This window comes from Sciscionella marina DSM 45152 (assembly GCF_000379465.1).
Lineage (GTDB): Bacteria > Actinomycetota > Actinomycetes > Mycobacteriales > Pseudonocardiaceae > Sciscionella > Sciscionella marina.
This window is the reverse complement of sequence record NZ_KB905381.1, coordinates 261,997-282,210: the sequence shown is the minus strand read 5'-3', so window position 1 is coordinate 282,210 and position 20,214 is coordinate 261,997. Positions and strand designations below refer to the sequence as shown.

At 68.2% G+C, this 20,214-nt stretch carries 18 protein-coding genes; 12 read left to right on the top strand and 6 right to left on the bottom strand.

Annotation, left to right across the window (positions count from 1 at the left end):
* Positions 1–131: 131 nt before the first annotated feature.
* On the top strand, positions 132–3,635 hold the full coding sequence (gene car, locus A37U_RS0107265) for a carboxylic acid reductase (protein WP_040586830.1): 3,504 nt from the start codon (positions 132–134) through the stop codon (positions 3,633–3,635).
* A gap of 51 nt (positions 3,636–3,686) precedes the next feature.
* On the top strand, positions 3,687–4,589 hold the full coding sequence (locus A37U_RS0107260) for an aminoglycoside phosphotransferase family protein (RefSeq protein ID WP_020495959.1): 903 nt from the start codon (positions 3,687–3,689) through the stop codon (positions 4,587–4,589).
* Here A37U_RS0107260 and A37U_RS0107255 read toward each other — a convergent pair.
* Positions 4,564–5,283 carry a GNAT family N-acetyltransferase gene (locus A37U_RS0107255; RefSeq protein ID WP_020495958.1) on the bottom strand — a complete coding sequence of 240 codons (720 nt, stop codon included), beginning with the start codon at positions 5,281–5,283 and terminating at the stop codon, positions 4,564–4,566. The genes A37U_RS0107260 and A37U_RS0107255 overlap by 26 nt on opposite strands.
* 160 nt (positions 5,284–5,443) lie before the next feature.
* Between A37U_RS0107255 and A37U_RS42695 the strand changes: the two genes are divergently transcribed.
* From A37U_RS42695 to A37U_RS0107240, 3 genes are read left to right on the top strand one after another with little or no spacing between them, the layout of a single operon-like run.
* Positions 5,444–6,424 (top strand): amino acid ABC transporter permease, encoded by a 981-nt coding sequence (locus A37U_RS42695; protein ID WP_020495957.1) that lies wholly within the window; start codon positions 5,444–5,446, stop codon positions 6,422–6,424.
* Positions 6,421–7,182 carry an amino acid ABC transporter ATP-binding protein gene (locus A37U_RS0107245; protein ID WP_026196950.1) on the top strand — a complete coding sequence of 254 codons (762 nt, stop codon included), beginning with the start codon at positions 6,421–6,423 and terminating at the stop codon, positions 7,180–7,182. Before A37U_RS42695 ends, A37U_RS0107245 begins: the two co-directional genes overlap by 4 nt.
* Before the next feature lie 15 nt (positions 7,183–7,197).
* Positions 7,198–8,184: a transporter substrate-binding domain-containing protein gene (locus A37U_RS0107240; RefSeq protein ID WP_020495955.1), complete on the top strand. Its 987-nt coding sequence runs from the start codon at positions 7,198–7,200 to the stop codon at positions 8,182–8,184.
* 65 nt (positions 8,185–8,249) lie between these two features.
* Here A37U_RS0107240 and A37U_RS0107235 read toward each other — a convergent pair whose 3' ends face one another.
* Both A37U_RS0107235 and A37U_RS42690 read right to left on the bottom strand, forming a co-directional pair.
* On the bottom strand, positions 8,250–9,140 hold the full coding sequence (locus A37U_RS0107235; protein ID WP_020495954.1) for a hypothetical protein: 891 nt from the start codon (positions 9,138–9,140) through the stop codon (positions 8,250–8,252).
* A 48-nt stretch (positions 9,141–9,188) separates the two neighbouring features.
* Positions 9,189–10,271, bottom strand: coding sequence for an HAD family hydrolase (locus tag A37U_RS42690; RefSeq protein ID WP_157182675.1), 1,083 nt, complete (start codon positions 10,269–10,271; stop codon positions 9,189–9,191).
* A gap of 147 nt (positions 10,272–10,418) precedes the next feature.
* On the opposite strand from A37U_RS42690, the gene A37U_RS0107225 reads away from it, so the two are divergent.
* The 4 genes from A37U_RS0107225 (at position 10,419) to A37U_RS0107210 (ending at position 14,268) form a co-directional block, all read left to right on the top strand.
* Complete coding sequence (locus A37U_RS0107225; protein ID WP_020495952.1) at positions 10,419–11,036, top strand: TetR/AcrR family transcriptional regulator; 618 nt, start codon at positions 10,419–10,421, stop codon at positions 11,034–11,036.
* A gap of 67 nt (positions 11,037–11,103) precedes the next feature.
* Entirely contained in the window at positions 11,104–11,748 is a 645-nt protein-coding gene (locus A37U_RS0107220) for an RraA family protein (protein ID WP_020495951.1), read from the top strand.
* Positions 11,745–12,887: a pyridoxal phosphate-dependent aminotransferase gene (locus A37U_RS0107215; protein WP_020495950.1), complete on the top strand. Its 1,143-nt coding sequence runs from the start codon at positions 11,745–11,747 to the stop codon at positions 12,885–12,887. Before A37U_RS0107220 ends, A37U_RS0107215 begins: the two co-directional genes overlap by 4 nt.
* Positions 12,888–12,921: 34 nt before the next feature.
* Positions 12,922–14,268 carry an MFS transporter gene (locus A37U_RS0107210; protein ID WP_157182674.1) on the top strand — a complete coding sequence of 449 codons (1,347 nt, stop codon included), beginning with the start codon at positions 12,922–12,924 and terminating at the stop codon, positions 14,266–14,268.
* On the opposite strand, the gene A37U_RS0107205 is transcribed toward A37U_RS0107210, so the two are convergent.
* Positions 14,269–14,907, bottom strand: a complete 639-nt coding sequence (locus A37U_RS0107205; protein ID WP_020495948.1) for an O-methyltransferase — start codon at positions 14,905–14,907, stop codon at positions 14,269–14,271. It lies immediately after the preceding gene.
* A 130-nt stretch (positions 14,908–15,037) separates the two neighbouring features.
* Between A37U_RS0107205 and A37U_RS0107200 the strand changes: the two genes are divergently transcribed.
* Entirely contained in the window at positions 15,038–15,742 is a 705-nt protein-coding gene (locus A37U_RS0107200; protein ID WP_040587031.1) for a helix-turn-helix domain-containing protein, read from the top strand.
* Here A37U_RS0107200 and A37U_RS42685 read toward each other — a convergent pair.
* Positions 15,730–16,863: an FAD-dependent oxidoreductase gene (locus tag A37U_RS42685; RefSeq protein ID WP_157182673.1), complete on the bottom strand. Its 1,134-nt coding sequence runs from the start codon at positions 16,861–16,863 to the stop codon at positions 15,730–15,732. The two genes, A37U_RS0107200 and A37U_RS42685, sit on opposite strands and share 13 nt — an antisense overlap.
* A 106-nt stretch (positions 16,864–16,969) precedes the next feature.
* Here A37U_RS42685 and A37U_RS0107190 point away from each other — a divergent pair, with 106 nt between their 5' ends.
* Positions 16,970–17,524, top strand: a complete 555-nt coding sequence (locus tag A37U_RS0107190) for a TetR/AcrR family transcriptional regulator C-terminal domain-containing protein (protein ID WP_020495945.1) — start codon at positions 16,970–16,972, stop codon at positions 17,522–17,524.
* 3 nt (positions 17,525–17,527) lie between these two features.
* On the opposite strand, the gene A37U_RS0107185 is transcribed toward A37U_RS0107190, so the two are convergent.
* On the bottom strand, positions 17,528–19,456 hold the full coding sequence (locus tag A37U_RS0107185; RefSeq protein WP_020495944.1) for an MFS transporter: 1,929 nt from the start codon (positions 19,454–19,456) through the stop codon (positions 17,528–17,530).
* Positions 19,457–19,513: 57 nt separating this feature from the next.
* Here A37U_RS0107185 and A37U_RS0107180 point away from each other — a divergent pair, with 57 nt between their 5' ends.
* Positions 19,514–20,023: a MarR family winged helix-turn-helix transcriptional regulator gene (locus A37U_RS0107180; RefSeq protein ID WP_020495943.1), complete on the top strand. Its 510-nt coding sequence runs from the start codon at positions 19,514–19,516 to the stop codon at positions 20,021–20,023.
* The last annotated feature ends 191 nt before the right edge of the window (positions 20,024–20,214 follow it).

Below are 20,214 nucleotides of genomic sequence, written 5' to 3'. Positions count from 1 at the left end.
GGTTGACAAGAAGGCGATAAGCTGATCGTCACATCACAATCACTGTGCGCACTGCTTTACTTGTCAGTACAGTCAATTAGCGTAAGGCAACTAAATGTGCGAGCGCTCGGCGAGGGAAGCTGGTGAGAGCTGTGGGCACAGCACCGAAAGCAGAGGACGAACGAGCGGCGCGACTACGGGCCACGCTGTTGGAAAGCGATGCGCAGTTCCGCGCGGCGATGCCGAGCAGGCAGGTCAGCGAGTTCGCCAGGCAACCGGGGCTCGGCCTCGGGCAGACGATCGCGCGGATCATGCAGGGCTACGCGGACCGGCCAGCGACCGCCGAGCGCGCCACCGAACTGGCGACCGACCCGGTCTCGGGACGGCGGAGCCTGCGGCTGCTCCCGGAGTTCCGCACCCGCACCTACGGGCAGCTGTGGGCGGACGCGACCGCGATCGCCACCGAATGGGCCGGTTCCGGGATCGGCGCGGGTGATTTCATCGCCACCATCGGATTCACCAGCTCCAACTATGTGGTCCTCGACCTGACCGCGATCTACCTGGGCGCCGTTTCGGTGCCGCTGCAACCGAGTTCGGCGGTGCCGCAGCTGCAGGCGATCGTGGACGAGACCACGCCCGCGCTGTTCGCGGCCAGCCCTGGATACCTGGACAAGGCCGTGGAACTCATCCTGGCCTCGGGCTCGAAACCGCGCCAGCTGATGGTGTTCGACTACCACGACGAGGTGGACCAGGAGCGGGAAGCGTTCGAGTCCGCGGTGGCGCGGCTGTACCCGGCGGGCGTCGAAGTCCGCACCCTCGAGGATGTGCTCGAACATGGGAAGGCCAAGCCGCCCGCGCAACAGTTCGTGCCCGCCCCCGGCGAGGATCCGCTGACCATGCTGATCTACACCTCGGGCAGCACCGGGGCGCCCAAGGGCGCGATGTACCCGGAGCGCACCATGCTCCGCTACTGGTACGGGGAACTTCCGGTGGAGGACGAGTCCCCCGCGATCACGCTCAGCTTCATGCCGATGAGCCACATGTTCGGCCGGGTGACGATCGCCAGCACCCTCGGCCGCGGCGGGATCACCTACTTCGCCGCGAGGGCGGATCTGTCCACGCTCTTCGAGGATCTGGCCCTGGCCCGGCCGACCGAACTGTTCGCCGTCCCGCGCATCTTCGACATGCTTTTCCAGGAATATCAAGGAGAACTGGATCGCCGCGAGGCCGAGTTCAGCGATCCGGCCGAACTCGACGCGGCGGTGAAGGCGGACCTGCACACCCGGTTTCTCGGTGGGCGGGTGCTGACCGCCATGGTGGGCAGTGCGCCGATCTCCGCGGAGATCAAGGCGTTCGCCGAGGCCTGCCTCCGGATTCCGCTGTACGACGGCTACGGGGCCACCGAGTTCGGCGTGGTCCTGTTCGACGGCGAGATCCAGCGGCCTCCGGTGCGGGAGTACAAGCTCATCGACGTTCCCGAACTCGGCTACTTCCACACCGACCGGCCGCACCCACGCGGTGAGCTGCTACTCAAGACCGACACCATCTTCCCCGGCTACTACAACCGCCCCGAGGTCACGGCCTCGATGTTCGACGAGGACGGTTTCTACAAGACCGGTGACGTCATGGCCGAGACCGGCCCGGACCGGCTGGTGTACGTGGACCGGCGCAACAACGTGCAGAAACTCTCCCAGGGCGAGTTCGTCACGCTGTCCAAAGTGGAGTCGGAGTTCACCGCGAACCCGTTGATCCGCCAGATCTTCGCCTACGGCAGCAGCGAACGGCCCTACCTGCTCGCCGTCGTGGTGCCGAGCGAACAGGCACTCGCCGAGGCGGGCAGCGCCGAGGCGGTCAGGCCGAAACTCGCCGAGGCGATCGGGCAGACCGCGAAGGAGGCCGGGCTCGAATCCTTCGAGATCCCGCGCGAATTCCTGGTGGAGACCGAACCGTTCAGCATGGCCAACGGATTGCTCTCGGACATCCGGAAGCTGCTGCGCCCGCGCCTGCGGGAACGCTACGGCGAACAGCTCGAAGCGCTCTACGCCGAACTGGCGCACGGGCAGACCGATGAACTGCGCGCGCTGCGCCGCGGCGGCCCCGATCAGCCGGTGTACGAGACGCTCACCCGCGCGGCGCGCGCCCTGCTCGGCTGCGCGGAATCCGAGATACACGAACACGTCCGGTTCACCGAACTGGGCGGGGATTCGCTCTCCGCGCTGTCCTTCGCCACACTGCTCGGCGAGATCTTCGAGGTGGATGTCCCGGTCGGCGTGGTGATCAGCCCGGCAACCGATCTGCGCGCGATCGCCGACTACATCACCGCACAGCGTTCCGGAGAAGGACTGCGGCCCAGCTTCGCCTCGGTGCACGGTGCGGGTGCCACCGAGATCCGGGCGAGTGAGCTGACGCTGGAGAAGTTCATCGACCCGGCCACGATCGCGACGGCATCCGGTCTGCCCGGCCCCGCGGCCACTCCGCGCACTGTGCTGCTGACCGGCGCGACCGGGTACCTCGGCCGGTTCATGTGCATCGACTGGCTGGAGCGGCTCGCCGAGCACGGCGGCACACTCGTCTGCCTCGTGCGCGGTACCGACGACGCGGCCGCCCGCGAACGGCTGGACGCGACCTTCGACACCGGGGACGCCGAACTGCTGCGCCACTACCGAGAACTGGCCGAGGATCATCTCGAGGTGTTCGCCGGGGACATCGGTGAGGCCGATCTCGGGCTGGACGGCGCGGTCTGGCAGCGGCTCGCCGAGGAGATCGACACGATCATGCACCCCGGCGCACTGGTCAATCACGTGCTTCCGTACGAGCAACTGTTCGGGCCGAACGTGGTCGGCACCGCCGAGCTGATCAAGCTGGCGATCACCGGCCGCATCAAGCCGTTCACCAACGTGTCCACCATCGGCGTCGCCGACCAGATCGAACCGGGCCGGTTCGACGAGGTCACCGATATCCGCGAGCTCAGCTCCGTCCGGCAGGTCAACGACGACTACGCCAACGGTTACGGAATGAGCAAATGGGCGGGCGAGGTCCTGTTGCGTGAGGCGCACGATTCCTGCGGCCTCCCGGTCAGCGTATTCCGCTCGGACATGATTCTCACGCACAGCCGCTACACCGGCCAGCTCAACCTCCCGGACATGTTCACCCGGCTGATGCTGAGCCTGGTGGCCAGCGGAATCGCGCCGGAGTCCTTCTACCGCACCGATTCGGCGCACGCGCACTACGACGGGCTTCCGGTCGACTTCAGTGCCGAGGCGGTGGACACCATCGGCGGTGGCAACACCGATGGGTACCACACCTACCACGTGTTCAACCCGCACGATGACGGCATTTCCCTGGACACCTTCATCGGCTGGCTGATCGAGGCCGGTTACCGGATCGAACGGGTTCCCGGATACCAGGATTGGCTCACCCGGTTCAGCACCGCGCTGCGCGGTCTCCCGGAGAACCAGCGCCAGCACTCCGTGCTTCCGCTGTTGCACTCCTACGCCGAACCGGTCGAACCGGTCGGCGGTGGGCTCGTCCCGGCCGAGCAGTTCCGGAAAGCCGTGCAAGAAGCCAAGATCGGTGCGGACCACGACATCCCGCACATCACGAAGGGATTGATCGTCAAGTACATCACCGATCTGGAACAGCTCGAACTGCTCTGAGCAGCACGGAAATCGGTTGCGGCCGAGGGGCCGGACCGTGATGCTGTACGGATGAACATGCATGCCGGCCAGCTGACCGTGGCACCGGAAACGGTGCGCGCACTGGTCGGCGAGCAGTTCCCCGAATGGGGAGAGCTGCCGGTCCGGCGCGTCACCGCCACCGGAACCGTCAATGCCATCTTCCCGATCGGCGATCGGCTCGCGGCGCGCTTACCCTTGCAGCCAGACGGAATCGGGCAGCTGCGGCAGCGCCTGGAGGCGGAGGCGGCCGCGGCACGTGAACTCGCCGGCCGCACCCGGTTTCCGACCCCCGAACCGGTGGCCCTCGGTGACCCCGGGGCCGGTTATCCGCTTCCCTGGTCGGTGCAGACCTGGTTGCCCGGTGTCGTGGCCACCGAAGAGAATCCGGGCTCCTCGCCGGGCTTCGGGCGGGACCTGGCCGAGTTCATCAGCGGGGTGCGCGCCATCGGCACCCGGGGCAGGCGGTTCGGCGGATCCGGCCGGGGCGGCGAACTGCGCGCCCACGACGAGTGGATGCGGACCTGCTTCGCCCGCAGTGAACGGCTCCTGGATGTTCCACGGCTGCGCCGGATGTGGGCGGCGATGCGGGAATTACCGCCCCCGGGCACGGATGTCCTGTGCCACGGCGATCTGATCCCCGGCAATGTCCTGGTCTCCGGCGGGCGCCTGGCCGGGGTGCTCGACGTGGGCGGCCTCGGCCCGGCCGATCCGGCGCTGGACCTGGTGGCCGCCTGGCATCTGCTCGAAACCGGGCCACGGCAGGTGTTCCGGGACGCCCTCGGCTGCACGGAGGCGGCGTGGGAGCGCGGCAAGGCCTGGGCTTTCGAACAGTCGATGGGCGCGGTCTGGTACTACGTGGACAGCAACCCGGCGATGAGCCGGATGGGGCGGCGCACCCTCGAACGCCTCATGGCGGACACGCCGGACCGGTGACCGGCTCGGCGCCGGGCACCGTGGCGCTGACGAACCGGCGCGGCCTGCGCAGCCGGAAACCGAGCGATTCGTAGAGCCGGATCGCGCCGATGTTGTCCGCGGCGGCATGCATGAACGGAGTCTCGCCCCGGGACCGGATCTCCGCGGCGAGGGCGAACACGAGCCGGGTGGCCAAGCCCTGACCGCGGTAACGCTGATCGGTGCACACCGCGCTGATCTCGGTCCAGCCGGGCGGATGCAACCGTTCCCCCGCCATCGCGATGAGCTCGCCATCACGCCGGATACCGAGATAGGTGCCGAGTTCGATGGTGCGGGACCGGAACGGGCCGGGTTTCGTGCGCGCCACGAGCTCCAGCATTTCGGGCACGTCCGCGGCCGTGAGCCGGACCGCTTCGTGGTCCGGCGCCCCGAACACCGCCGAACCGTCGAGTTGCACTCCGCGCACGGCGCTCACGGCCTCCCAGTGCTCCGGTGGCATGCCCGCCGGATCGGCGAGCGAGACGAGCGAACCGGGACCGGCGAGCGCGGCAAGGTCACGCCACACCTGCCCGTCGAGCACATCGGGGACCGCGACGAACGGGGCGATGGCGGCCGGGTATCTCCGGGCTTTTCCGTGCCGTAGCGCGAATCGCGCGTGTGGTCCGGTCAACGAGGTCCACGCCGGATTGTCGAGTTCACGCAGCGAGGACGGCACGCCTCGACGTTACCGGTTCGGCATCACACGGACGTGTGCCATCCACATACCGGAACGGCGGCGCCTCGGTGACCGACAATCCCCGGCTGCGAACATATCGGAGCGGGACCTCGCAATCTGGGAAAGCGGATCCGGCGCTCGACAACCCGGCGGTGCTTCGGTGACAGTACTGCGCATCGATTCATCGCTGCCCGGAGTGATCCCCTTGCGCCCAAGCTCTTCCCCACCACTCGACGCGGCACGGCTCGACGAACTGGCCGCGAAACCGGTCCTGCGGCAGCACCATCCCGGCCGGTGGATCCTCGCCGCGATCGCTCTGGTGCTGCTGGCCCAATTCGTCCACGCGCTGGTGACGAATCCGGTGTTCCAGTGGCCGGTGTTCGGGTACTGGTTCTTCCGGCCGGTGATCCTGCACGGACTGCTACTCACCCTGGAACTGACCGGGCTGACCGCGGTGTTCGGTCTGCTCGGCGGCATCGTGCTCGCGCTGATGCGGCTCTCCGGAAACCCGGTGCTGCGGGCGATCTCCTGGGGGTATATCTGGATTTTTCGCTCGATTCCGCTGATCGTGCTGCTGCTGTTCCTCGCCAACGTCACCGCGCTGTACAACGTACTGAGCCTCGGTATCCCGTTCGGACCGGCGTTCGTCACGTTCCGGGCCACGGATCTGCTGAGTTTCTTCGTGGTCGCGGTGCTCGGGCTCAGTCTCAACGAGGCGGCCTACGCGGCCGAGATCGTCCGCTCCGGAATCATCTCGGTGCACCACGGACAGCTCGAGGCGGCGGCCGCACTCGGGCTGCCGAAGGCACGGCAGTACCGCCGCATCATCCTGCCGCAGGCCGCCCGCACCATCATTCCGTCTTATGCCAACCAGCTGATCGGCCTGCTGAAGGGAACCTCGGTCGTGTACATCACCTCGCTGCTCGAGCTGTTCGGCGTCGTGGAAACCCAGGCGAGCACGAACAGCGGCCAGATCATCCCGCTGCTCATGGTCGGGACGGTGTGGTACATCATCCTCACCAGCCTGCTGTCGATCGTGCAGCACTACGTGGAGCGGTACTTCTCCCAAGGCGCGCAGCGCGGTACCGCACCGGCACGGCGCTTCCGCGGGGCACTGCGCAACCTCGGGGTGGCCCGATGAGCGCGGCCATGGAAATCCGCGATGTCAGCAAATCCTATGGCGCGCACCGAGTGCTCGACCGGATCCGGCTCACCATCCACAGTGGACAGGTGGCGGTGGTCATCGGCCCTTCCGGTTCCGGGAAATCCACCCTGCTGCGCACGATCAACCACCTCGAACCGGCCGACACCGGGTACGTCAGCGTGCACGGCGAGCCGATGGGGGTACGGGTACACCGCGATCGCCTCAAGGAACTCGGCGAATCGGCGATCCTGCGCCAGCGCTCCCGCATCGGCTTCGTCTTTCAGGACTTCAACCTGTTCGACCATCTGAGCGTGCTGGACAACATCATCGAGGCACCGGTGGTGACCAAGGGGAAACCGAAGGCTCAGGCGAAGAAGCACGCGCACGAACTGCTGGCCAGGGTCGGTCTCGCGGACAAGGCCGGGACCTATCCGCGCCGGTTGTCCGGCGGACAGCAGCAGCGGGTGGCGATCGCCCGCGCCCTGGCGCTCGAACCGGAGCTGATCCTGTTCGACGAGCCGACCTCGGCGCTGGATCCGGAACTGGTCGGCGAGGTGCTCACCGTACTCAAGGACCTCGCTGCGTCCGGCACGACCATGATCGTGGTGACCCACGAGATCGCGTTCGCCCGCGAGGCCGCCGATCTCGTGGTGTTCCTCGACGAGGGCCGCATCGTCGAACAGGGCCCGCCGGAAGCGGTACTCGACAATCCGGGGCACGAGCGCATCCGGGAATTCCTGCGCCGCGTCGCATGAAGGAGTGATATATCCATGCTCAGCTGGAAATCCCGGACGACGGTCGCGATGCTCACCGTGCTGGTGCTCGCCGGCTGCGGTACCGGAGAACCGGACCCGGCAGCGAGCGACGGAACCGTCACCATCGCGGCCAACACCGCGGAAGGCAAACCGGTCAAGCTCAGCGTGCCCACGGTCGCCGCGATCCGGAACCAGCTGCCCGCGGCGGTCCGGGACAGCGGCGAGCTGGTGATCGGGGTCGGCGCGCTACCGGACGGATCCCCACCACTGTCCTACATCGGAACCGACCAGCAGACGCTCACCGGTTCCGAGCCCGATCTCGGCAGGCTCGTGGCCGCGGTGCTCGGGCTCACCGCCGATGTGCAGAACGCCTCCTGGCAGAACAACTTCGTCCGAATCCAAAGTGGACAGTTCGACGCCGGATTCTCCAACATCACCGTCACCGAGCAGCGCAAGGATCAGGGTTTCGATTTCGCCTCCTACCGCAAGGACGAGCTCGCCTTCGAAACCCGGCGAGCGGACACCTGGAACTTCACCGGTGACTACGAAGCCCTCGCCGGGAAGACCGTTGCTGTCGATTCGGGGACCAATCAGGAGAAGATCCTCACCCAGTGGCGGGACCGGCTGGCCGCCGAAGGCAAGGAATTGCGCATCCGGAACTTCGGCAACAAGAACGGGACCTACCTCGCCCTGCAGTCCGGCCGGATCGACGCCTATCTGGCCACCGATCCGGGGATCACCTACCACGTCACGCAAACCGCGAAGACGCCCGGACCGACCCGGATCGCCGGAACCTACTCCGGGGCGGGCACCAGCCAGCAGGGGCTGATCGCGGCGACCACCAAGCGCGGCAACGGCCTGGCCAAACCGCTCGCCACGGCGATCGACTACCTGATCCGGCACGGCCAGTACGCGAAATGGCTCGCCGCCTACCACCTGTCCGGCGAGGCCGTGCGCGATTCCGAGGTGAACCCGCCCGGCCTGCCGCGCAGCAACTCCTGATGCGCGCGGTCCTGTCCGGCGAGGTTCGCCATCTCCGGATGCACTGCCCCCTGTGGTGGGCGGACTCAGTCGAGGAATCCGTTGCCGCGCAGCAGCGAGAGCGCGCCGACGGTACGGTAGCCGCGCCACTCCAGGGCCGCCGCGGCCGAGTAGCTGTGGAAATCGGCCCGCCATCCGCCGTCGGCCTGCTGCCCCTCGGCCAGCCGGTGCAGCTCGGCCTCGACCGCGACCGGGTCGAGCAGGTTCCGCGCGGGCTGTCCGGGAAGCGGGGCGAAATCGAGCGGGCGCATCAGTTCGTCCTCGGCGCCCCCTTCCACGTGCAGCCGCCCACCTCGGGGCACGAAGGCAGCCAAGCGGTCCAGCAGCGGCAGCGCCTCCGGACGGGTTTCGGCGAGCACGTTGAGCAGCCGCACCGCGAAGGCGAGCACGAGGGCGTGCGGCCGCTGTTCGAGGCCGCCGATCGCGGAAAGGCAGTAGTCGGTGATCCCGGCGAGCCAGGGATGCGCGGCCACTGCCGGATCGTGTACGGCGACGCGGTGCGCGTTCTCCGCGACGATCGCCGAGATCTGCAGGGACGGTTCCACCGGATCGGCGCCGGACCAGAACGGCGCGCAACCGGTCGTATCGGTGACCGGCAGCGCGAACGGCAGCCCGCCACCGGACAGGGTCACCGAGTCCAGCCAGTCGCACAGCTGACCGGCCCGCGGGGTGGTGCTCGGCCCGACCTCGGCGAACACCTCGAAGGCATGCAGCGCCGCACCGGTCTGGCTCTCCGGCGAACGCAGATCAGGTTCCAGGCCCCAGCCGTAGCCGCCGTCCGGATTGCGGTACGCCTCGAGCGCGGCGAGTACCGGCTCCGGACCGGCCACGCCGGTCAGCTGCCGATACCGCTGCCGGTCGAGCAGCCGGGCATGCTTGGTGAGAAAGGCCGAGGCGGCGGAGAGGTCGACAGTCATGGGCCCACCGTAGGGCGGCTTCGGCGAGCCGGTCTTGGACGATTCGGACTAGTGGCTGAGCTCGTTCTGTTTCGCGCGCGCCCAGGCGCGCTCGGCCTCCGCGGGCACCCCGGCCGTTCGCTGCTGGGCGAGGCGCTGGTGTTGCTCCGCGCGGAGCCGGTCGTCGTATTTGCCGCGGTCCACCCACACCCGGGCACCGGTTCGCCCGCTGTCCACGTCGAAGAGCATCGGCCAGTCGCTCGGCGAATCCCCCGCGGCGAGAATCGGCTTGGCATAGTGCGAGATGTAGTCCTCGATCGCCGCCTTCTTGCCCTGGTACCAGGTCTGCGGCGACCACGGATACGGCGTCACGCGCATGGCCATGTGCTTGGCCAGCGGGTACTGCTCGTCCAGGAAGTGCCCTTCCCGGATCTGTTTCCGCGCGGTGGTGAGCATTCCGGTCTCCGGGTCACGCAGCAGCGTGCTGACCCCGATCACGTTCCGCTGCGGAATACGCAGACCGTATTTCGGATCGGAGACGACCATGCGCGCCAATTCCTCGTGGGCGGCGCTGACCACGTAGACCTCGATACCGTGCGCGCGCAGCGCCTCGATGAGTTCGCGCTGTGCGGGGAAAATCCGCGGCGGCGTGACCTCGTCGTGTTTCACGGTCTCCCCGGAGTAGTACGTGACCGGGATCGGCTCCGTGCGTGCCATGAGCGCATCGACGGTGCGTTTGAGTTCGGCGAGCGAATGCCCGGCGAACACCTGTGCGGCCCACGGATAGCAGACCTTGTCGTCGATCTCGCACAACCGCTGATAATAGGAGTACAGGCTTTCGTTCGCCTTGAATGGAATCAGTTTCAGCGAAGAATCGAGGCTCGCCGGGCTCAGCTCCCCGCGCATTTCCATGAACGGGATCAGCGCTTCCTCGAGATCGTGATTCCAGATGGTGTTGTCCGCATCGAAGGTCGCGTAACGCCCCTGATCGGTGTTCGCCGAGATCGTGCGGGCCAGCGCCTCGGCGGCGGGCTTCGGCCAGTGCGTCAGCCGCACCGTCTGCCCGGCATCCCGGGCACCACCCGCGCCGCAGGCCGCCACGACGAGCCCGGCCACCACCAGAACGGACACCAGCCAGTGCGATCGACGCACGAAAACTCCCCTCGAAAACCCGCCTGTGTACATTTGTACTGATAGCGCAGTGAACACGCGGCGGACCGGAAAGTCAACACTCGCCCCGGATGGCCAGGACACCCGCATTGTTAGGGTTCGAGCGTTGACCGGCCACGAAGGTTGAAGGTGAGTGCTCTGGATTCGCGGGGTGGGCGTCGCCTCCGCAAGGACACGGTGCGCAATCGGCGCCGCCTCCTGGAAGCGGCGAGCGAACTGGTGCGCGAGGCGCCGAACGAGGTTTCCATGCACGCGATCGCCGCGCGCGCGGAAATCGCCCCGGCAACGGCGTACCGCTATTTCGCCGGTGTCGAGGAACTGTACAGCGCGTACCTGTTCGACGTGCTCGCAGAGCTGCGCGCACACAGCGAGGCCGCGACGGGCACCGGGCGGGCGCTGTTCGAGGACGTGGTTCGCGAGTGGATCAGGCTGATCGGCGCACACGGGCCGGTCATGGTGCAACTGCGCTCCCGTCGCGGTTTTCTCGAACGGCTGCATGCCGGGGATCCGGTGATCACGGAGGGCACCATCGCCTGGGACCGTCCGTTGCGCGAACTGCTCGCCGAGCTGGAGCTGTCGGAAGACCTCCGCTTCGAGGCCCGGTTCCTGAGCAACATCCTGTTCGACCCGCGCGAAGTACTCGACCTGACCAGCGAATTCGACGGTGACACCGAGGCCGTGCAGCGCAGGCTGGTCGGCGCCTTCCTCGGGGCGTTGCACGGCTGGCAGGGCAGCACGCGCGATTGACTCGCTCACTGAAGTGAGGTATCTGTCTTAAGTTAGACGGCTATCTCACTTCAGTGGAGGCGTACTCATGTTCATCGATGCCCCGGCGGACAGCTGCCGGGTGGCGCCCGCATGGCCCCGGCCGGACGCGGAAACCCTGGCCGCGTTCGCCGCGTTCCCCACCGCGAACATCGGCGATGCCCAAGACCGGCTCGGCCTGGTCAACGGCACGGTGCGGGCGCAGTGGCCGGACGCGCGGTGCACCGGAGCGGCGCTGCCGGTGCTGACCAGGGAAGGCGACAACCTCGCCATCCACCGCGCGCTGGACGAGGCGGTCCCCGGCGATGTGCTCGTGGTGAACGCGCTCGGCGAGAACTCCCGCGCGGTGTTCGGGGATCTGCTCGCCGAGATCTGCCGCGCCCGCGGGGTCCGTGGGGTGGTGCTGGACGGTGCGACCCGGGACGCGGCCGCGATCGCCGAGCTCGGCCTGCCGCTGTGGGCGCGGGCGAGCAGCCCGGCCGGGCCGACGAAGAACGGGCCCGGGGTGATCGGGGAACCGGTCGCGATCGGTGGTGTCGTGGTCAATCCGGGAGACATCGTGGTCGCCGACGCCGATGGGGTTGCCGTGGTCTCCCCGCGACGGGCCGCGGGGCTGCTGGACCGCCTGGAAACGATCGAGCACTACGAAACCGTTCTGCGGCAACGGATCCGCGCGGAAGGAGCCGCGGCATGACCACGTTCGAACCCGCCGCGGCGGTCACCAGGGTGGCCCGGCATTCACTGCGCCCCAACCTCGCCGGGGCGAGTGGGAACGCCGTCTCGCTCGCGATCGGCGAACCTGATTTCGACACCCCGGATGTGATCGTCGAGTCCGCGATCGAGGCGCTGCGCGGCGCGGAAACCCATTACGCGAACCAGAACGGGCTCCCCGAGCTGCGCGAGGCGGTGGCCGGTGCGCTGTCCGGGATCGCGGGCGGACCGTTCACCGCGGACCAGGTGCTGATCACCCATGGGGCGACGGCCGCGCTCGCCGCGGCGATACTGGGCATCGTGAATCCCGGGGACCGGGTGGTGATCCCGGAGCCGTGCTATTCGCTTTACCCGGATCTGGTGCGGCTGGCCGGTGGGGAACCGGTGCCCGTAGCTCCCGCGGCGGATTTCCACTGGGACCTGGACGCGCTGCGCGAAGCGGTCCGCGGTGCCCGGCTGGTGGTCTTCGCCAATCCGGCGAACCCGACCGGAGTGGTGCACCGCGAAGGGGAACTGCGCGCGCTCGGGGAATTTCTCGCCGGAACCGGCACCCTGGTGCTCGCCGATGAGGCCTACGACGCGATCGTGTACCCGCCGAACCGCTTCCACTCCGCGCTGAGCATCGAATCGCTGCGGGATCGCGTGGTGTACGCGCAGACCCTGTCCAAGACCTATGCCATGACCGGCTGGCGGGTGGGCTACCTCGGTGGCCCCGCCGAGGTAGTGCAGGCGGCGAGCCGGGTTCATCGCACGGTCAACGGTTCGCTCAACACTGCGGTACAGCGCGCCGCGTGCACCGCGCTCGCGAACGGGCCCGTGCTCGCCGAGGCGATGCTCGCCGAATACCGCGAACGGCGCACCGTGCTCTGCGATCGCCTCGCGGAGATCCCCGGACTGAGCGCGGCCGCACCGGAGGGCACCTTCTATCTGTTCGCGCGCTACGCGCCCGAGGTGTCCTCGGTGGAATTCGCCGCGCGGTTGCGCGAATCCGGGGTGCTGGTGCGGCCGGGAAGTGAATACGGCGCCAGCGGCGAAGGACATGTGCGGTTCTCCTTCGCCACCGGCTCCGACCGGATCCACCTCGCGATGGACCGGATCGCCGCCTGCCTGCGCGACCGGTGAGCGCACCCGGACCGATACGGCAAAGGAGCCGATCTTGACCACCGAGCGAGCGTCCCGTGTGGACACCGAGCGGACCACGATCCGCAGGCTCAGCAGGCGATTCCTTCCGGTGATCCTGCTCGCCTACTTCGTCGCCTATATCGACAGGGTCAACATCGGGATGATCAAGCCCGAGCTGTCCGCCGATATCGGGCTCACCGACATCGGGTTCGGCCTGGCAAGCGGATTGATCTTCATCGGGTTGATCTTCTTCGAGATCCCGAGCAACAAACTCGCCGCGCGGTTCGGTACCCGGCGCTGGATCACCCGGATCATGCTCACCTGGGGTGTGGTGGTCATGGCCGGTTCGCTCGTGCAGACCCCTTGGCAGCTCTACGTTCTGCGCATCGCGCTCGGGATCGCCGAGGCGGGCATGGCTCCCGCGGTGTTCCTGTTCCTCGCCCAGTGGTTCCCCGGCAAACACCGCGCGCGGGCACTGAGCCTGTTCTTCCTCTCGGTGCCGATCGCCATGGTGCTCGGCAGCCCGATCACCGGTTCGATCCTGCAGTCCGCGCACGAACTGCTCGGTCTCGCCGGGTGGCGGTGGGTGTTCCTGATCGAGGGTGTCGCCGCGATCCTGGTCGCCCCGCTGGTGCTGCGCAGGCTCAGTGACACTCCCGCGAAGGCGAACTGGCTGCCCGCACCGGAACGCGCCTGGCTCACCGAGACCTTCGCCGCGGAACAGGCGCAGCGAGAGGGAAACACCCCGGGGACGTTCCGCCGTTCGCTGACCGATGGCCGGGTCTGGCTGTTTTCCATCACCTACCTGTTGCTCGGTTACGGGGCCAACGCGCTCGTGTACTGGATGCCCACGATCATCCGGAAATCCACCACGGCACTGAATCCGCTCCAGGTCGGGATCATCTCCGCGATCCCGTTCGCCACCGCCGCCGTCGGGATCTACGTGACCGGCAGGCTCGCCGAACGCACCGAGGCGCGCAAGTGGCATGTGCTGGCCCCGGTACTGGTCTCGGTGGCCGGATTCGGCGCCACCATGGTGGGTATGGACAACGCCGTCCTGGCCATCGCCATGACCAGTGTCGCGCTCGCCGGTGCCTACGCCGCCCAGCCACAGTTCTGGACCATGCCGAGCGCCTATCTCGGCGGGGCCGCGGCCGCGGGCGGGTTCGCGCTCATCAATGCCGTGAACAACATCGGTGGCTTCGCCGCGCCCTACAGTTTCGGCTGGCTCGAACAACTCGACGGGGCGGACAACGTGCTGCCCTTCCTCGTCATCACGGTCACCCAGCTGCTCGCCGGGGCCTGTGTGCTGCTCGCCGACCACCAGCGCCGCAAGACCGAGCGCGACGCGGGCGTCCGCGGCCTTTCGGCCCGGATCTGATCAGCCGGCCACCTTGACGCACAGTTCGGTGCCCCCGTGCAGCGGCAGGCTCAACGAAAGGAACCCGTTGGCCGGATCACGGATGTAGTCGAGGAAGTCGGGCTCGGCATTGTCGTTCAGTACGTAACCACCGACCCGCACCTGGGGCGCGAGGAATTCGATGACCTCCCTGGCGAGCGAGGGATCGCTGCCCATCCAGCCGTCGATCAGCGCGAAATCGACCGGGCCGCCCAGATCGCGCAGGGTCTCGCGGGCATCACCCGCACGGATGTCGGCATATTCCGCCAATCCCGCTTCGGCGAGATTGCGTTCCGCGGCGGCGATCTTCGCGGGCACGATCTCCGATCCGATCACCGTCCCTCCCCCGTTGTCCCGCACGGCCGCGGCGAAGTAGAGCGTCGACATACCGACCGAGGTGGCGAACTCCGCGATCCGCGTCGCCCCCGATCCACGGCACAACAGGTACAGCAGATCGCCCTGTTCCGGGAGGATCGAGAAGCCGTATTCGCCGTATTCGTGCGGATCCCGCAACAAACCCGAACGCGGGTCCGCGGGCGGGTACTGCTGCGCCGCGGCGAGCCGTTCGAGCACGGCGTTGACTCGTTCGTCGCGCAGCGGGCGGTGGATACTGTCCAGCATTCGGATCTCCTCTTTTCCGGGGGTGGCACGGTTTCTAAGGTGACCCTAAGCTGAGTGGTGGCCGTCAGGTGGCCGACCAGGACCGTGCACCGGCCACGTTCGCCGCGCGAGGGAGGATCCAGTGCTGAATGTGCGGCACTCACAAGTCGATCGCGGCACCCGGTTCGCCGCGCACCGTCATCCGCACCACTTGATCGTGGGGGCGGCGAGCGCGACCGTCGCCGTGCACACCGGTGATCGGGACCGGCTCGTGCCGCCCGCCCAGGCGCTCTGGCTGCCCACCGGAACCTCGCATGCCGTGGAGGTGCTGCACCCGGGAGACTCCTACGTCGTCGCCGTCGGCACCGAACGGTGCCCGATCGACTGGGCCGAACCGACCGGTATCCGCATCACCCCGCTGGTCCGGGAACTGATCGCCTACCTCGGTCACGAGGCATGCCCGGACCGCACACGCGCCGGTGCCGAATCGGTGCTGCTCGACCTGCTCGAACCGACGAGCGGAGCAAGCCCGCCCGCGCCGCTGCCCAGCGATCCGCGCATCCGGGCCATCGCCGACGCACTGCTCGCGAACCCCGCCGATCAGCGTGATCTCGCCGCCTGGGGCCACGGAGTCGGCGCGGGCGTGCGCACCCTGACCCGGCTGTTCGCCGCCGAGACCGGGATGAGCTTCGCCCGCTGGCGCACCCACGTCCGGATCCGCGCGGCCCTTCCCCGACTCGCGAGGGGCGACTCCGTCGGCGCCACCGCCCGCGCGGTCGGCTACCGCAAACCGGGCGCGTTCAGCGAGGCGTTTTTCCGGGTCACCGGCCAATCCCCGAGCGGCTACCGGTCCTGAACGAGGTGCTCGAAGATCGGCAGCTTGGCCATGGCCTCGTGGTAGACCGTGGCCGCGGCAGTGCGCATCCGGTCCTCGTAGGTGGCGAGACAGGCGCGCAGGTCGGTGGTCTCGCCGAGCGTGGTGGTGAGCCGTTCCGCATCGGCGAAGGCGAGGTTCGCGCCGAGACCTCCGGGTGGCAGCGGATGGGCGGAATCGCCGAGTAGCGTCACCGCACGGGTTTGCCATGGCGCATAAGGTTTCGCGTACCGGATCGGGCCCACTCCGCTGTTGCGCCTATCGCCCTGCCGGATCAGCTCGCGCAGGTCCGGGTGCCAGTCATGGATGAGATCGAGCACCACCTCGATGCCGTCCTGGCCGGCGTACTCCCGTTGCAGATCGATCGGGCCGCCCGCCGGCACCAGCATCACCCATCGCAGATAACTCGCCGTCTCCGGCAAGAACACGTCCGGCGCCAGCTCGGCGGCGGCGAGGTGGGGCGAACGGTGGAACGGCATCTTCCCGAGGAACAGCTGCCGGTGCTCACCCTGGACGAGGGTGCTCCAGCCGGGCACCAGTGCCGCGAACCGCTCGTTCATCGTGGTACGGCCGATGACGCCGCTGACCCCGGTGTCCAGGATCTCGACCGAAGGGAGGAGCTGGCGGCGCACCGTCGAACCCATGCCATCCGCGCCGACCAGTACATCGCCGCTCGCCGTGCTGCCATCGGCGAACTCGGCACGCACCGTGCCGTCGGACAGTTCGCGGTAGCGGTTCAGCGACTTCCCGAAGTGCACCCGGTCCGCGAGGCCGTGCAGTAGCAGATGCCGGAGCACGTGCCGGTCGAACAGCAGCCCCTCATCCGCCTCCGGTATCCGGCCGAGCTCCCGCAGCCCCGGATCCACCACGCGCCCCTCGCCACTCAGTTCGCCGCCGATCGCGTCCAGTAGCGGTCGCAGCCGCGGCGGCAGGCACCGCCGGAGTGCCTCGAGCCCCGGCCCGCCCAAACCGATGCGGTAGCCCTGGAACCGGGCCTGGACCCCGGCATCCCGTTCGTAGACCTGCACCTCGATCCCGGCCCCGCGCAGCCCCTGGGCCAGGCACAACCCACCGAGCCCGGCCCCGATCACCACTACTCGCATGCATCCTCCTTGAAGTGAACTTAGTTCACGTGAACTAAGTTCACTCTACGGTCGCCCGCGCCGGGATGGCAAGCTGTGCACCTGATCGACACGAGAACGGAGCCGGATGTCACGACGGGACGAAGTGCTCGAGGCGGCACTGGAACTGCTGGACGAGGTCGGGCTGGACGCACTCACCACCCGCAGGCTCGCCGAGCGTCTCGGAGTACGGCCGGGCGCGCTGTACCGGCACTTCGCCAGCAAGCGCGCACTGCTCGACGCCATGGTGGAGCGCATCACCACGCTCGGCGGGGAGCGGCCACCGAACGAGGATGACTGGGCGGATCGGGTGCGCACGGTCGCCGGTGGCATCCGCGAGGCGATGCTGACCTACCGCGACGGCGCACGGCTGATGACCACCTTCGCCGCGCCGGGACCGGCGGCCATCGCGGGGTGGGAGTGGTTCATCGGCGTGCTGCGCTCGGCGGGCGCGAGCGAGCAATTGGCCCCACTCGCCGTGGACACGATCATGAGCTATGTCAACGGTTTCACGATCGAGGAGCAGGCCCGCAAGAGCGCGCCCGAGGCGGGCATCCCGCGCGCGGAGCGGGATGCCCAGTTCCGTGCGGGCCTGAACCTGGTGCTCGCCGGGGTCCGTTCGAGCATCGAGGAAGGTCCCTGAAACTCACCCGCTGACGACTTCCAGGACCGGATCGTGGCGTGCGTGTTCCCCGCCGTAGAGCCGGACCTTGCTGACGTTCGGCGCGTAACCGGTGGCCACCAGGGTGTACTGACCGGGCGCCAGATCCTCGAGCAAGTAGCTCCCGTCCGCCCCGGTCACCGCGGTATGCAGCACCCTGCCGTCGTGACCGAGCAGGCTGACACAGACATCCGGAACCGGTCCGTGCGCCGCCTGGACCCGGCCGGTCAGCCGTGCGGTGCTCTCCAGCACCGTGTCCACGGTGACCGGTTCCCCGTCCACCTCGACCCACCGCGCGATCGGGTGCCGGTCGATCGCGGTGACCAGCATCAGGAACCGGCCCGGTCCCGGTTCCACGCCGAACCGGCCCTGCTGATCGGTCTCCGCCTTCGCGATCTGTGTGCCGTCCGGCGCGGTGAGGGTCACCGTGGCCGCGACGGCCGTGCCCGCGCCATCGGTCGTGGTACCGGTGATCGCCGCCACCCGCGCGGTGGTTCGCCTGCGACGCCGCCTGGACAGCACGATGTCCGCGACACCCACCAGGAGCGCAAGTATCACCAGGCCCGCGGAGCCGAACAGCCCGTGTGCCGCGGAGTCGTGGAAATCCCCGTGGGAGGCGGAAAGCTGGCTGAAGAACAGCGATCCGCCGATCGCGGTACCCACGGCGGAACCGATGCGCTGCCCGGTCTGCAGCACTCCCGCCGCGGTACCGCCCTCGGCTGGCGGCACCTCCTCGAGGGCCAGCGTGGAGTTCGGCGCGATCACCAGTCCGCTGCCGAACCCGGCGACCAGCAGCGGCGCCGCGAGCAGGAACCCGGAGCCGCCAGTGGTCAGCACCAGCACCGCAGTGGCGGACAGGCCGACGGCCACCAGCAGGATGCCGATCACCACCATCGGCCTGCCGTACCGGTGCACGATGCGCCCGCCGATGGTCGGGGAAATCGCCGAGCCGAGCGCGAACGGCAGCGAGGCCAGCCCGGACTGCAGCGGCGAATAACCGAGTCCCTGCTGGAAAAACAGCGTGATCACCAGAAAAATCCCGGTGAAACCGGCGAAATAGACCAGTCCGAGCAAGCTGCCCATGGCATAGCTGCGCACGGTCAGCAACCGGAGATTGACCAGCGGATGCCGCCCCCTGCTGCCCAGGAATCGTTCCCACAGCAGGAAAAACACCAGCAGCCCGGCTCCGACCGCCATCAGCCACCACTGCGGGGTGCCCGCGGCCTCCTCCGCCTCGACCAGTGGCAGCATCACGGTGACCACCGCGGCGCCGAGCAGCACGGTGCCGAGCAGATCCGGGGCCCGCTTCGCCGCGCGAACCCGGTCCTTGGGCAGCAGCCAGAGCCCGAACAGCACGGCCGCGAGCCCGATCGGCAGGTTCACATAGAAGACGAACCGCCAGCCCTCGGTGACCCCGAAGCCCTGGATCAGCAGACCACCGAGCAACGGCCCGACCGCGGTCGAGAGCCCCACCGTCGCACCGAACCAGCCGAACGCCTTGCCGCGCTCCTTACCGGTGAACAACTGCTGGATCATGCCGATCACCTGCGGGTTCAGGATCCCGCCCGCGATGCCCTGCAGCAGCCGCGCGACCACCAGCCAGGTCGCGTCCTGCGCGGCACCGGCCAGCGCACTGGTCGCCACGAACAACAGCAGACCGATCAGGAACATCCGCTTGCGCCCGAAGTCGTCACCGAGCCGGCCCGCGGGGACCAGCGCCAGCCCGAACGTCAGCGCATAACCCGAGACCACCCAGGAGACATCGGACGGGGTCGCCCCGATACCGCTCTCCATCGACGGCAGCGCGACATTGACGATGCTGACATCGAGCAGCGTCATGAACCCGGCGATCAGGCAGATCCAGAGCGCCCGCCACCGACGTGGATCGACTTCGGGCTTCACCCCCGCGGTCAACGCATGCCCTCCATTCTCATACCGGTAAGATAATTACCGGTGTTAGAGTAGCGCGGCATGGCGACCCAGCGCGATCAAGTCGACGAGATCATGACGGAGATCCCAGGTCTCGACGCACACGAGCAGGCCAGCAAGGCGCTGAGCTTCCGGTTGCGCAGGATCGCCGGTCACCTCGAGACCGAGCTGCGCCGCGAACTGGCCGCCTTCGGTATCGAACTGTGGGAGATGGAGCTGCTCGGCACCCTCAAACGGGCCGGTCCGCCCCACCGGCTCTCCGCCGGGGCGCTGCAGGAGCGGATGCGGCTGACTTCCGGTGGTGTCACCAAACGCGTCACCGGACTCGAACGCCGCGGATGGGTGCGCCGGGACATCGACCGGGACGACCGGCGACAGATCCTGGTCAGCCTCACCGAGGACGGGTTGACCCGCGCCCATGCGGTGTTCAGCGCCAAGACCCAGACCGAGACGAACCGGCTCTCCGCGCTTTCCCTTGCCGCACAGGAGGAATTGAACGATCAGCTGCGCACCCTGCTGGTCAGTTGGGAAGGACCGGGCAGGCAGGAATAGCCGGTTCGGGAGCTGCCCGGCGCCCGGTTCCCACGAAGGCGAACATCCGCAGGCGTTCGGCCAGTGGCGGTGGCTCACTGTGAAAACGGTGCACACCGACCCCGAATCCGGCATTCGGTTTCGGAAAGCCGACCCCGTTCACCGCATGATCCACCACACCCGATGGTAAGTCCGCATCCACAACGGCAGAC

Coding starts and splice junctions, on each gene's coding strand:
- A37U_RS0107260 (WP_020495959.1), top strand. CDS start 3,687: ATGAACATGCATGCCGGCCAGCTGACCGTGGCACCGGAAACGGTGCGC.
- A37U_RS0107245 (WP_026196950.1), top strand. CDS start 6,421: ATGAGCGCGGCCATGGAAATCCGCGATGTCAGCAAATCCTATGGCGCG.
- A37U_RS0107240 (WP_020495955.1), top strand. CDS start 7,198: ATGCTCAGCTGGAAATCCCGGACGACGGTCGCGATGCTCACCGTGCTG.
- A37U_RS0107235 (WP_020495954.1), bottom strand. CDS start 9,140: ATGACTGTCGACCTCTCCGCCGCCTCGGCCTTTCTCACCAAGCATGCC.
- A37U_RS0107220 (WP_020495951.1), top strand. CDS start 11,104: ATGTTCATCGATGCCCCGGCGGACAGCTGCCGGGTGGCGCCCGCATGG.
- A37U_RS0107215 (WP_020495950.1), top strand. CDS start 11,745: ATGACCACGTTCGAACCCGCCGCGGCGGTCACCAGGGTGGCCCGGCAT.
- A37U_RS0107205 (WP_020495948.1), bottom strand. CDS start 14,907: ATGCTGGACAGTATCCACCGCCCGCTGCGCGACGAACGAGTCAACGCC.
- A37U_RS42685 (WP_157182673.1), bottom strand. CDS start 16,863: ATGCGAGTAGTGGTGATCGGGGCCGGGCTCGGTGGGTTGTGCCTGGCC.
- A37U_RS0107190 (WP_020495945.1), top strand. CDS start 16,970: ATGTCACGACGGGACGAAGTGCTCGAGGCGGCACTGGAACTGCTGGAC.
- A37U_RS0107180 (WP_020495943.1), top strand. CDS start 19,514: ATGGCGACCCAGCGCGATCAAGTCGACGAGATCATGACGGAGATCCCA.